Source organism: Candidatus Kapaibacterium sp. (assembly GCA_023957315.1).
In the GTDB taxonomy this organism is placed as follows: domain Bacteria; phylum Bacteroidota; class Ignavibacteria; order Kapaibacteriales; family UBA2268; genus PGYU01.
Genome location: JAMLHE010000002.1, coordinates 22,850 through 36,051 on the forward strand (window position 1 = coordinate 22,850; position 13,202 = coordinate 36,051).

At 37.1% G+C, this 13,202-nt stretch carries 13 protein-coding genes; 9 read left to right on the top strand and 4 right to left on the bottom strand.

The annotated features are described in order from the left end of the window. Positions 1-158 precede the first annotated feature (158 nt). From M9949_01870 to M9949_01905, 8 genes are all read left to right on the top strand, one after another. On the top strand, positions 159-1,658 hold the full coding sequence (locus M9949_01870) for a tetratricopeptide repeat protein (GenBank protein MCO5250151.1): 1,500 nt from the start codon (positions 159-161) through the stop codon (positions 1,656-1,658). A 19-nt stretch (positions 1,659-1,677) separates the two neighbouring features. Beyond that, positions 1,678-2,004, top strand: a complete 327-nt coding sequence (locus M9949_01875) for a DUF3467 domain-containing protein (GenBank protein MCO5250152.1) — start codon at positions 1,678-1,680, stop codon at positions 2,002-2,004. 148 nt (positions 2,005-2,152) lie between these two features. Beyond that, positions 2,153-3,880, top strand: a complete 1,728-nt coding sequence (locus tag M9949_01880) for a DUF1957 domain-containing protein (GenBank protein MCO5250153.1) — start codon at positions 2,153-2,155, stop codon at positions 3,878-3,880. Between the two features lie 13 nt (positions 3,881-3,893). Next, positions 3,894-5,309 (top strand): flippase, encoded by a 1,416-nt coding sequence (locus M9949_01885; protein MCO5250154.1) that lies wholly within the window; start codon positions 3,894-3,896, stop codon positions 5,307-5,309. Then, positions 5,306-6,433, top strand: a complete 1,128-nt coding sequence (gene glf, locus M9949_01890; GenBank protein MCO5250155.1) for a UDP-galactopyranose mutase — start codon at positions 5,306-5,308, stop codon at positions 6,431-6,433. The genes M9949_01885 and glf overlap by 4 nt, the downstream gene beginning before the upstream one ends. Further along, the gene (locus M9949_01895; GenBank protein ID MCO5250156.1) at positions 6,433-7,857 is read left to right on the top strand and encodes a UbiA family prenyltransferase; all 1,425 of its coding nucleotides are present in this window, start codon (positions 6,433-6,435) and stop codon (positions 7,855-7,857) included. Before glf ends, M9949_01895 begins: the two co-directional genes overlap by 1 nt. After that, positions 7,857-9,152 carry an FAD-binding oxidoreductase gene (locus M9949_01900; protein ID MCO5250157.1) on the top strand — a complete coding sequence of 432 codons (1,296 nt, stop codon included), beginning with the start codon at positions 7,857-7,859 and terminating at the stop codon, positions 9,150-9,152. The genes M9949_01895 and M9949_01900 overlap by 1 nt, the downstream gene beginning before the upstream one ends. Positions 9,153-9,154: 2 nt before the next feature. Continuing rightward, positions 9,155-9,895, top strand: coding sequence for an SDR family oxidoreductase (locus M9949_01905; GenBank protein ID MCO5250158.1), 741 nt, complete (start codon positions 9,155-9,157; stop codon positions 9,893-9,895). A gap of 130 nt (positions 9,896-10,025) precedes the next feature. Here M9949_01905 and M9949_01910 read toward each other — a convergent pair whose 3' ends face one another. The 4 genes from M9949_01910 to M9949_01925 are packed head-to-tail and all read right to left on the bottom strand — an operon-like array spanning position 10,026 to position 12,615. After that, positions 10,026-11,444, bottom strand: coding sequence for a DUF3943 domain-containing protein (locus M9949_01910; GenBank protein MCO5250159.1), 1,419 nt, complete (start codon positions 11,442-11,444; stop codon positions 10,026-10,028). Positions 11,445-11,470: 26 nt separating this feature from the next. Further along, complete coding sequence (locus M9949_01915; protein MCO5250160.1) at positions 11,471-11,662, bottom strand: outer membrane lipoprotein-sorting protein; 192 nt, start codon at positions 11,660-11,662, stop codon at positions 11,471-11,473. 50 nt (positions 11,663-11,712) lie between these two features. Further along, the gene (locus M9949_01920) at positions 11,713-12,279 is read right to left on the bottom strand and encodes a YtfJ family protein (protein MCO5250161.1); all 567 of its coding nucleotides are present in this window, start codon (positions 12,277-12,279) and stop codon (positions 11,713-11,715) included. A 48-nt stretch (positions 12,280-12,327) separates the two neighbouring features. Further along, the gene (locus tag M9949_01925; protein MCO5250162.1) at positions 12,328-12,615 is read right to left on the bottom strand and encodes a TetR/AcrR family transcriptional regulator; all 288 of its coding nucleotides are present in this window, start codon (positions 12,613-12,615) and stop codon (positions 12,328-12,330) included. A gap of 180 nt (positions 12,616-12,795) precedes the next feature. Between M9949_01925 and M9949_01930 the strand changes: the two genes are divergently transcribed. Then, the gene (locus tag M9949_01930; protein MCO5250163.1) at positions 12,796-13,101 is read left to right on the top strand and encodes a hypothetical protein; all 306 of its coding nucleotides are present in this window, start codon (positions 12,796-12,798) and stop codon (positions 13,099-13,101) included. Positions 13,102-13,202 lie beyond the last annotated feature (101 nt).

Below are 13,202 nucleotides of genomic sequence, written 5' to 3' on the forward strand. Positions count from 1 at the left end.
TTGATGATTGAATGGTTTGTTCAACTTTATAATAATCATTATTATACTTTATGATTTGTAAAAAATTTGTTATTTTTACAGTCTAAATAATTACATAATAAATAAATGATAAACCAACAAATTATCAACAAGTTTAAAAACAATATCGGAGAAATTTCGTGAAAAAAATAGCCCTTTCAATTTTGATGCTCATAGTAGGCACAATCGCTTTCCAGGGTTTTCAATGCGCTTCGAGAAATATGACTACTGCAAAGGTCGCTTATAACAACAGAGACTATGACAAATCTATAGAATATCTGAAAATGGAATTGGCAGCTAACCCCAATAACGGCGAAGCATATGTATATCTGACAGAAATCTATATGACAAAGAATGAATTCGCTTTAGCTTCGGAATCCGCTAATAAAGCTTTGAAAAGCAATATAGACGAAACCCAACGGAACACTATGAGAATTCGGATTAACCAAATTTGGGTCGAAGCGTATAATCAAGGCGTCGAAAGTTATTCAAAATACTTAGAAACCAAAGAGAAAGCCCACATTGACAAAGCAATGGCAAATTTTGACCTTGGGATTTCAATCAGACCCGAAATTACAGATTTCTACAATTTCAAAGGTTCTGCATACGAAGTGATTGGCGACACTTTGAAAGCTTTGCAACAATATGAATTATTTGTCGAAAAATCCATGAAAGACATATCATTTGCTAAAGAGAACGGATTTTATTACGACATGACTCGCAGAGCTGTGAATGACAAATTGGGCAAACCCAAAAACAGCCAAGTGAAATCAACTCCTAAAGGCGATACGACAATCACTGACCATTTTGTAATCAATGACAAAGATTTGTTCATGTTTTATGACCAAGACAAAGCTAACTACATGCTGAAAGGATGGCGATATGACCCGCCGATGGAAAGACTTGAAGTCGAACGTTCGCAAAGATTCAATATGAATACAACCCCAATCAGAGCATTGGCGCAACTTCATTACGTACGTAAGGAATTTGATGCATCGCTAAAATATATCCAATTATTTGCCCAAATTGAACCTACAAACCCCGAAGCAAACACTTCGTTGGTCGCATTATATCAGGAATTGGGCAAAACAGACGATGCACTCAAGTCAGTTGATGAACTTACTAAAACTGACCCTAAGAACAAATACGCTTGGGCACAATATGGCGACTTGCTCCAAAATATGAGCCGCTATCAAGAGTCTATTCAAAAGTATGAAAAAGCTTTGGAAATTGACCCAAATTACGAATTTGTACTTCGCAATATAGCTTCGGCTTATAAAAATTTAGCGGGTGATGTTCAGCGAAAACAACAAGATAAAATCGAAGCTGACCCTAAATATATGCCCGATTACGAAGAGTATTTCCCTCATTTGAGAAAATCTGCCGAATACTTTTCAAGAGCGATGAATACATCCGAATTTGCGAATGATTTCCAAGTGATGGGCGAATTGGCAAATATTTATACTGTTCTCGACCAAGCAAATGAATTGAAGCAAATTCTGAACAAACTCGAAGCTATTGAAAGCACAGTGCCAAAAAACAAAAGAGACCAATACTATCTCATACTAATGAAAATTTATGGTGATTTGAAAGAATCACAAAAATTGCAAGAAGTAAGAGCAAAATACGACAATTTATAATCTATATACGGGATTTGATATGAATGATAAAAATGCACCTAAACAACAACAAATAAATATCGAGTTGGGCGAAAAAGAAGCCGAAGGTATTTATTCAAATTTGGCAATTATTTCACATTCGCCTGCCGAGTTTGTTGTGGACTTTACGAGAGTCTTACCGGGTGTACCCAAAGCAAAAGTACACGCCCGAATCATTATGACGCCACAACATGCAAAATTGCTCATGAGAGCTTTGCATGACAATATAGCACGATACGAGAACACTCATGGCGAGATTAACATAGACAATCCCAACAATTTGAACAATTTTCCGGGTTTTTTCGGAGGTAGCCCGAAGGTGAATTAACCCGAAGGCAATGATAGTGTTCAAGAAAAACAATATTCACGTCATTCCAAATGCTTCGGTCAAAAATCGAAATGAAACGTTTGGGATGACATTTTTTTTGCATAAATTGCATATATAATTTGGCTTATTAACTAAAATCGGAAATAAAATGTACAAAGGAAATTATGTTCTAATCCTGCATACTCATCTGCCCTGGGTTTTGCATCATGGCAAATCTCCGCACGGAGTGGATTGGTTAAACGAAGCTGTGGCAGAATGTTATATTCCACTGCTAAATGTTTTTAACGATTTAGTAGCCGAAGGTATTTCACCCAATGTTACACTCGATATTTCCCCTGTTCTTTGCGAACAACTCGAGCATCCTGATTTCAAGAAAATTTTCCTTGATTATTGCGACGAAAAAATTGCCGCTGCTCAAAGGGACAAAATCGAATTTTCCTCGCGTGGATACGACCCGCACCATATTTGGTTGACACAGTTCTGGGAAGATTGGTTCAGAGAGCGGAGGGCTGATTTCACTGATAAATATGATATGTCTATTATCAAAGGTTTGAAGAAGCTGCAAGATGATGGTCATATCGAAGTAATGACATGCGGTGCAACTCACGGTTATTTCCCAATGCTCGGATTTGACCGAAGTGTGAATTTGCAAGTCAAAGCTGCCGTAGAGAATTACAAAAAGCACTTTGGCAGAGAGCCTCGCGGCACATGGTTGCCCGAGTGTGCATATCGCCCGGCTTATGAATGGCAATCTTATCTTCCTGTGGCTCCATTTAATGAAAAGAAATTACGTGCAGGTGTTGAACAAATCATTGCTTTGCACGGCATAAAATATTTTGTCACAGATGAGAATTTATTGCTAAAATCTGTTCCCTTGGGCAAATTTACAGACAAGGAAAACGACGTTTTTGTGCCTGTCAATTCACCATCATTCCAGCATACTGCTTGGAATTTCGACAAATCATCGCTTAGATTGTACGAAGTTAGTTCGGGAGTTGAGACTAAATATGGCACTGCGGCGGCATTTGTGCGTCATCAAGATATTTCGATGCAAGTATGGAGTGGCGAAGTTGGCTATCCCGGGCAACCGGATTATTTAGATTTCCACAAAAAGCACGTTGATTCGGGTTTGAGATATTGGAGAGTGACAGATACCAAAGCCGATATGATGTATAAAACACTCTATCATACCGATTGGACTTTCGATAAAATTGATTTGCAAACTAATCATTTCATTCATCATATCGAAAACGCACTGAATTATTACCACAACATCACCGGAATGTTTGGGACTTTGTGCACTCCGTTCGATACTGAGCTTTTTGGTCATTGGTGGTTCGAAGGACCGCTTTTCATCAAATCTTTGCTCAAAGGTATGCATAATTCTCCTCATACCAAAGCTGCAACAGCTTGGGAACAATACAACAAAATCAACCCAACTGAAGTAATCAAATTACCGGAAGGTTCGTGGGGTGAAGGCAACAGCCACGAAGTTTGGTCAAACGACGACAATAATTGGACATGGGAAGCAATTTATAATAATGAATTGAGATTAAGCAAAATATACGAAAGCAATTCGATTCCCGATTTGGGAGCTTTGCAAAGAAGGATATTGACTCAGGCGTTGAGAGAGCTTATGCTGCTCCAATCTTCGGATTGGCAATTTTTGATTTATACACGTTCGGCTCAAGATTATGCCGAGCAAAGATTTGTATATCATCATTCCGATTTTAACAAATTATGCGATTTATTTGAAACTTATGCCGGAAAATCTGAAATTGAATTGAACGATGAGCTATATTTGAGCGAAACAGAAGAACGCAATTCCATCTTTCCGGAACTAAATCCGGAATGGTGGGCGGAACCTTTTAGTTAACATTTGTTTGCCAATGAGCAATTCAAATCAAATTGTAAAAAATATACTTTCGATGGGAACAGCAGAACTCTCCGCTAAGGGATTGGCTGTGATTTATACATTGTACCTCATCAGTACAATCGGACCCGAAAGCAATGGTGCTTTGAGCTTTGCCAAATCTATTGTTCAATACTTTTTTATAATTGTAATGCTCGGATTTGACCAAGCAGGCATACGAGATGTAGCTCGCAACCAAGCATTGCTGCCAAAATATGTCGGTTCGATTTTGATGCTCCGAATTGCACTTGCAATTTTGGGCTATATCGGCATTATCATCACAACACACATAATTGATTCCTTCTCACCGATTGCCGACGTCACCAAGAGGATGATTTATATTTACGGTTTTCTGCTATTCGGACAGGCAACTTTGCTCACATGGGTCTATATGGCTGTCGAGAAAATGCACATATTAGCAATCAGGTCGCTTGTTCTCGGCATTCTGAATCTGGTTGGCATTATGGTCTTCGTCAAAAGCGAAAGCGATGTCGAAATAGCAATCATTATTATCACTATCTCGTTCATGGTCAATTCGATTTGGATGTTTATCCACTACAAAAGCACATTCGGCAAACTGAGTTTTTCGTTTGATAAAAGCTTCATCCTGAGTTTGTTTCGCCAATCTTTCAGCATTGGATTGATTTTTTTGATTGCAACGATGTACAATAACATAGACATCACGATGCTTGGAATAATCAAAGATGAGCGCGAAACAGGGATTTTTGCCGCAGCACACCAATTGCTCGCTTTTTTGATTTTGCCTACGTTAATCCTTCAAGGTGCCTTTTTCCCCAAATTTTCCCGAGCTACAAACTTTGAAGAAAGAGATAAAGTAATCAGTATTTTTTCACGAATCAATTTTCTCCTGGGCTCATTTATAGCTCTGAATTTATTTCTTTATTCCGACTTAATCGTTGTGCTATTGGGAACTCAATATGCAGAATCATCGGGAGCATTGAAAATACTCTCGGTGACGATTTTTCTTCAATACATTGTCGTAAACTATTTCCAACCACTGATATCTTGGAAATACGAGGATAAGGTAATAAAAGCTACTTTAATCGGTTTGACTTTGAATGTAATCGTTAATATGATTCTAATACCTATATACGGCTTGTATGGTGCGGCAATTGCTACCATATTCAGCGAACTGTCAGTTTTGACAATGATGCTAATTTTATTTAGAAAAGTTCACGGAAATTTATATCTTCCCAATCTGGCTAAAGCATTCGTAGCAACGCTTATTGGAGTCTCACCCGGATTTGTTATGCTGGCACTTGGACTAAACATGTATTTATCCGTCATAGTTACTGTTACGGCATGTATTTTGATTTATTTATATACCAAATTGGTTGATTTCAACGAAATAAGGGGATATTTGAAGAAATGAAATATGATTATCTGATAGTTGGTGCGGGTTATGCCGGATGCGTTATGGCAGAACGCATTACTAATGAATTGGGCAAGAAGGTGCTGATTGTTGACAAACGCGACCACATAGCCGGAAATGCTTATGATTATTTCGATGAAGCGGGTTTGCTCGTACATAAATACGGACCGCATATTTTTCATACATCATCCAAAAAAGTATGGGACTACTTGTCGCAATTTACCGAATGGAATCCCTATGTTCACCACGTCAAAGCAGTCGTAGAAGGCAAATTAGTTCCTGTTCCTTTCAATCTGAACTCATTATATACAGTATTTCCACCCGATTTTGCCCGAAAATTGGAAATCAAGCTAATTGAAAATTATGGTTTCGGGCTGAAAATTCCGATATTGAAAATGCGTGAAACTGACGACGCGGATATTAAATTTCTTGCCGAATATATTTACAAGAATGTTTTCCTTGGCTATACAATCAAACAATGGGGCTTGAAACCTGAAGAATTGGACTATTCCGTTACTTCGCGAGTGCCTGTTTTCATATCTCGCGACGACAGGTATTTCCAAGATACTTACCAAGGTATCCCAAAGCATGGTTACACGGAAATGTTCAAAAAAATCATTGCCAACAAAAATATCAGAATCCTTTTAAAAACCGATTATAAAGAGATAATTGACGATATTAAATTTGACAAAATCATATATTCGGGTCCAATTGATTACTTTTTTGATTATTCCCATGGTGAATTGCCATACAGAAGTTTGAATTTTTCTCTCGTAAATTTCGATTTGGAGCAATTCCAATCCGGGGCGCAAATCAATTATCCCAATAATCATGATTATACACGAATCACCGAGTTCAAGCATCTGACAATGCAAAAGCATCACCGTACAACTGTGGCTTACGAATATCCTCAGCCTTATGTTATCGGCGAAAATGACCCGTATTATCCAATTCCTCGAGCAGAAAATGACGAAATTTTCAAAAAATACGCCGCCGAAGCCGACAAACTCAAAAATGTGATTTTTGTTGGCAGATTGGCAGATTATAAATATTACAATATGGACCAGATTGTTGGTGTGACACTTCAGAAATTTGAAAAAAGTATAGCAAATTTAAGAACATAATGCAAGATTTGAATAAATACCCTCTTTGTGTGGATTTGGACGGCACTTTGATTAGAACCGATATAATGTTCGAGTCAATTTTCTTGTTGTTGAAGAAGAATATATTTTATATTTTCATGATTCCCATTTGGTTGATGAAAGGGCGCTATGAGCTAAAAGAACAATTGGCAAAACACGTCGAGCCAAATGTTGAAATTTTGCCCTACAATGAGGAAGTCATACGCATTTCCGAAGCGGCTCATGCCGCCGGAAGAGATGTGTATTTAGTGACGGCATCGTATCATACTATCGCTGAAAAAGTCGGTCAGAAATTCCCCTTTTTCAAGGGAACCTATGCTTCGAAAGACGGAATTAACCTCGTGGCAAAAACCAAATCCGATTTTTTAGTCAAACAATTTGGCAAAGGACAATTTGATTATGCGGGTGACAGTTACAAAGACCGATTTGTTTGGCAAAATTCTCACGGCAAAGTATTGGTCAATTGTTCCGACGAAATGAAAAATGAATTTCAAGGTACGGAAACCCAAATAATTGACGACAAAAGCCAATCAAAACTAAAATTATTAACCGAACAATTACGCGTTTATCAATGGGTGAAGAACACACTTGTGTTTTTGCCGATGCTACTCGCACATGTGATAGACCAAAGTATGATAATCAGCAGCACGCTGACATTTTTCGCATTGAGTTTTATGGCATCTGCCATTTATGTAATTAATGATTTATTCGATATCGAAGCAGACCGCAAGCACGTTGACAAGAAAAACCGTCCTCTTGCATCAGGCAGACTTAAAATCCTTTCAGCGGCTAAACTTGTACCAATACTATTTACAATGGCTGTAGTATTAGCATATTTCGCCAAAGGTTTTGATACATTGGGTGTAATATTGATTTATTTTGCCGTAACCGTATTATATTCCTTGTGGTTCAAGCGATTAAACATGGCGGATATTATAATTCTGGCAGGATTATATACATTGAGATTATTGCTTGGCGGCGTTGCGACCGACACTTTAATTTCGCATTGGCTCTTGTCATTTTCGATGTTCTTCTTCTTATCGCTTGCGAGTTTGAAGCGATTTATAGAGTTGAAATCTATAGAATTGAACAATTCAAGCAAATCCGTTCGTGGCTACAATACCGACGATACATTATTGATGATGATAATCGGTGTAGCTTCCGGATTAATCTCAGTAGTGGTTTATGTGCTTTATATTAATTCCCCTGCGGTTGTCGTGCTTTACAAAAATCATTTTGTAATGTATCTTATCGCTCCTGTAATATTATATTGGATTACGCGAACTTGGCTGATAGCCAATCGCGGGCAAATTCATCATGACCCTGTCGTATTCGCATTTCGCGACCGAGCAAGTCATTTCGTAGTTATTATTATATTTATTTTATCCGTAATTGGAATGTTATAATGGAAACAACATTATCATTTGGAAATTACCCCAAATTAAGCAATCAAAAACTAAACAAGTATTATTGCTATAACGACTTACTAAATATTGGCGAAATTGAGGGAGATATTTTGCCCTACGGTTTGGGCAAAAGCTACGGCGATAGTTGCCTAATTGATGGCGGAACATTGCTCGATATTTCGGGCATGAATAAATTCATTAATTATGATGAAATATCCGGGATTTTGACGTGTTATTCCGGAGTGACTTTGGCTGATTGTATTGACTTTTTGCTTCCTCGAGGGCGTTTTTTGCCTGTCACTCCCGGAACAAAATATGTAACGCTCGGTGGTGCAATCGCAAATGACGTACATGGCAAAAATCATCACAAAGCAGGAACATTCGGGTGTCACGTCACCGAGCTTGAATTGCTCCGTTCGGACGGAACATTGCTTCAATGCTCCAATTCAATTAATTCTGAATTATTTGCTGCTACAATTGGCGGGCTCGGACTTACGGGAATTATTACAAAAGTAAGCTTCCAAACTGTCGAATGCCCGGGACCAATAATCGAATCCGAAAGTATTAAATTCAGGACATTTGAGGAGTTTTTCGATATTACGCAAAATTCAGAAAATTACAATTATACCGTTGCTTGGGTAGATACAACTAAACCCGGTAGAGGATTATATAATCGTGGTAATTTCGCTCCCAAAAGCAGACAAAAACCGTATAAATCCACAAATGGTAAAATGTTACCATTCCCGTTAAATATTGAATTAATTAATCCATTAACCGTAAAAGCATTTAATACATTATATTACAACAAACAATTATCGAGAATTAAAAAAGCGGATGTATCTTTCGAGCCATTTTTCTATCCTCTCGATGCAGTTGACGGTTGGAACAAAGCCTACGGAAAAAAAGGTTTTGTACAATATCAATTTGTAATTCCATTCGATAATTATATAAATGTATTAAAAGAAATATTTAATTTAATTACACGCTCAAAATTGTCATCTTTTTTGACTGTATTAAAAACATTCGGCAATATTAAATCGCCCGGCATGATGTCATTCCCACGTGAAGGTGTTACGCTTGCAATTGATTTCAAAATGATAGGCGATGCATTGCTCAAGATATTAGACGAATCCGATAATATTGTCAAATCAGTCGGGGGAGTAGTCTATCCTTGCAAAGACGCTCGAATGTCGCCCGAAAATTTTAAAGTATTTTATCCGCAATGGACGGATTTCGCTAATTATATAGACCCTAAATTTTCGTCAACTTTTTGGAAAAGAGTAACAAAGGAATAAATATGAAAACAGTATTAATTTATGGTGCAACATCTGCAATAGCTCAAGCTGCAGCCGTTAATTTCGCGCAAGATAAATGGAAATTATTGCTCGTCGCAAAAAACGAGAATAAATTAAATGATTTATCAAACGACTTGAAAACACGTTATTCGGCAAATGTCGCTACATTTTATTTCGATGCACTTGACGAGGCAACATATCAAAAATCCTTCAATGAAGCACTTGCAAGTGCCGGCTCGATTGATGCCGTTTTGATAGCACACGGCACATTGCCCGAGCAAGAGAAAATCGCGGGCAATTTGGATGCAATCAATCGTGAAATCGTCGCTAACGGAGTTTCTGTGATTAATTTGGCAACAATTGCCGCAAATTATTTCGAGCCTTTAGGTAAAGGAATGATTGCAGTGATAAGTAGCGTGGCAGGAGACCGTGGCAGACAAAGCAACTACATTTACGGTGCTGCTAAAGGCTTTGTCAGCACTTATTTCCAAGGTTTACGCAATCGAATGTTCCATAAGGGCGTATCTGTACTGACTATCAAGCCCGGATTTGTGGATTCGCCAATGACTTCACATTTGCCGAAAAACTTTCTTTTCGCATCATCCGCAGCTGTCGGCAAAAGAATTTTCGAAGCTATGAAATCCGGTAAATCTGGTTCGATATATGTTCCGGGATATTGGAGGTTAATCATGTGCATTGTAAAATCCATCCCCGAATCTCTTTTTATGAAATTGAAGATGTGATTTGATTTTGGGTCAATTTGGCGGATAAGTCAAAGATTTCGGCACGTTGAATCGAAACGGCTAAGTCTGTTTCGTACATTTAAGCCGGATTATTGATGCAACTAGGCATCTTACTTTGAATGGACGATGGTTAAATAGAATGATGAATATACAATCTCAACGCTGTGTTTGAGCTGCTGTAGTTTTCGTAATATTTATAATCGCCGTAACGTTCATATAAAAGGAATTCTAAACCGAGTGCAGTTTTTCGGGACAAGTGTAGATTGATTCCGGTATTAAGCAAACCGACGAACTCATTTCCTTCTGCACCGGCTATTGTATAAATCCAATATCTTTTATAGTTGGAATAGACTTCGCCCAAATCATAGAAGCTAAATTTTATTCCGATACTTCCGCTTGCGCCGGGACCAAGATTATACTCTTTCCCTTCTTCAACTGTATATTGAGAATTTGTGCCGCCCAGTAATATTGCCGATAGACTTATATTATTCTCCATCGTTAGTGAATTTGAAAGTAGAACGCGGTTGATTAATTGCCCTGTAGCACTCGTGGCGGTTAATTTATATACATTATTTATAAATAAATCGATTTCTTTGTATAGACCGATTATATTATCGGTGTTGTCAAAAAGTTTAAGTTTACTGTCTGTGATAACCCCGCTTGCAAATATTCCGACTATTTCATTTCCTTCGGCAATATTAACTTCAGTGTGAAGTGAAATATAGTCGAACGGTTTTGTGTGTTTATCAACATCAAACCGATCGCTATAATTAAGATTTGCTCTAAGAGATAAGTATGTTTTGCTTTCATTAATGTTTTTACTGAAAAACACGGTATGAACCCCGGTAGAAGCAATCAGTTTGAAATCGGGTCTTATATTCGGTGAACCCGATTTCCACATATCACCTCGTATTAGACGATTAAAACCCAGCATAGGATTAATTACGGTTGACGTAAACTCACGTAAGAATCTTTCAAATCCGGTTGAACTTTCATCTATAATTAAGTTTGAAACACGATATGATATTTCGCCTAAAGTTATTCCGCTGAAAGAAGTTGTAATTAGATCGTTATAAGAAGGAGGCTCGTTTTCCATAAAAAGCTCCCACATTAAACTTCCGCCGAATGTATATGGGGCGGACTCCCAAAAGCTCAATCCGTTAGAACGTGCGGCATTAAAATAATTTGCACCATGAAATGGATGAAGAAATTGATTCATTAAAAAATGATCTTCATCCGAAACAAACCCGGTCTTAAAATTATCTTTAATTGTTCTCCAACTGATTTTAGCAAAATCTTGGTCGAAGATATATGTGTTAACGGCACCGAGAGAAAGATTTAGCCCGATAATTTCAACAGCAGGGAGCAGATAATTTTTCTCGGCTTGTGAAGTTTCTATTGTTTGTTCACTATTAGAACTTTCCGAATAAACCACCAAAGCTGAAAGTAAATTTTGATTATTATCTTGTGCTAATATGTCTTGAGAAATGCAGAACAGACTTATTATCACAAGAAAATTAACGGTCAGCTTATAAATATCTTTTTTCATTTTTAGTTATCCTTCAATCAAATTCATTATAGTTCTGTGAGCTTTTTGAATATTGTGCATTTCGGAATGAAGTAATCGCTTTTACTGTCACTTGAAACTCGCTTCACTTTTTTATGAGCTGGAAGATAAATCCACTGGTCGTGGTCTTTACCCTCATTATCATAACTCCAATTCATAAATGACATGTTTCTCACATCAGCCGTAGAAAGAAAAGACATAATGCTCTTTTCTTCTTGCCGTAATCTTTGCTGAATATCTGAGTTTCATTTTAGAACTCCTCTTTTTTAATCTCTTTTTCAATAATGCTAAGTAATTTTTTTGTAATATCGTCGGTTAGTTTTTCATTGGAGAAAGAGATAACTTTACCCGTCGCATCTACCACAATTATGTTTGGATTATCTTTGGACAAATTCCATCCCTTTAATAAAACTTCATCATTATCAAGTACGTATGATTTAGTTGCATCTTCTTTTGCTCTTCCCTTTACTTTTCCCTCGATAATGCCGTTGGGAATCCAAGTAGCCTTGGTATTAATTACCAGTGTTACTTGTACGGATTTGCGAGAATAAGCTTTACTATCTATTTTGTTAAGCAACGATTCAACATCCTTTTGCTGGTTCGGCGCTACATAAAAAATAATATTTAGTTTGTTTTTAAGATCAGAGCTTTTCCATTCGTTACCATTAATATTACCTCCTTTGTCTTTTTGCAAAACTAAATCCGGAAGATTTTTGTTTATCTTGATTTGAGCATTTAAAGTAACTACAGCAAATAGGGAGAGCACTATAAACCGTGATATAGTGATGATACTTCTATGATTCTTATTCATTCTCATTTTTATTCATTTTCTTTTTTTTGTTGCAAAATACGTGTCAACTCTATCCTATCTTCGATAGGAAGGATTTTGAAATAGTAATGTAAACTTTTCCTCAGGCGTATTACCTAACGAAGTTGCAATAGTGCATCGTTCATCAAAAATCTGTGCAGTGTATTCAAGCAAAGCTACAATAATCTCCGCCTGCACGGTAAAGTGCCTGTAAATAGCACTTACAGAGAATTGCATTTCTTTGGCTAAGTTTTTTATGGTCAATCCGCCGGTACCTGATGAGGTAAGTATTCTGCCGGCAGCTTCTATGATTTCCATTTGTCTGTCTGTTATAGTCATTGTCATTTTTCGATGATATCCAATCTAAAGTTACTTTTATGTTAGTGAACGTTCACTATGCAAAAGTATTGTAAAAAAATTACATATACAATTTTTTTTCTTCAAAAGTTTACTAACAAATTCAATCCTGCTATAATCGTCAGAATGAAATGTGAAATTTCCTAAATTATCATGAGTCCGAGATTCATGAAAATCACTGAGCAAACATATTTGAAGGATTACAAATTAAGTGTTGGCGATAAAATTGCGAACTATTCGGCGAATATCGAGGGCAATAGCATTGATTTGAATTCATTTAAGAATCATGCTTTGTTGAAAGCAAAAGGCAACAATAATAAGGAAATAGTAGATATTGAGAATTTGGTTGCGGCATACGAATTTGCGCAACTCAATCTTCTGAATGCAAAAAATCTATTGCATAGCCACGCATTTTTGTCCGAGACTTTGTTAATCAAAAGTAAGCATGGTCATTTTCGAAATGAAAAGATTTGAGTTTTCGACTTTGAATTCCGAATTGATGAACATAATTTATTTGAAGAAATGAACTTTGCTAAGGCAGTACATCTTCACAGTCAGCCTACACTCACACTGAC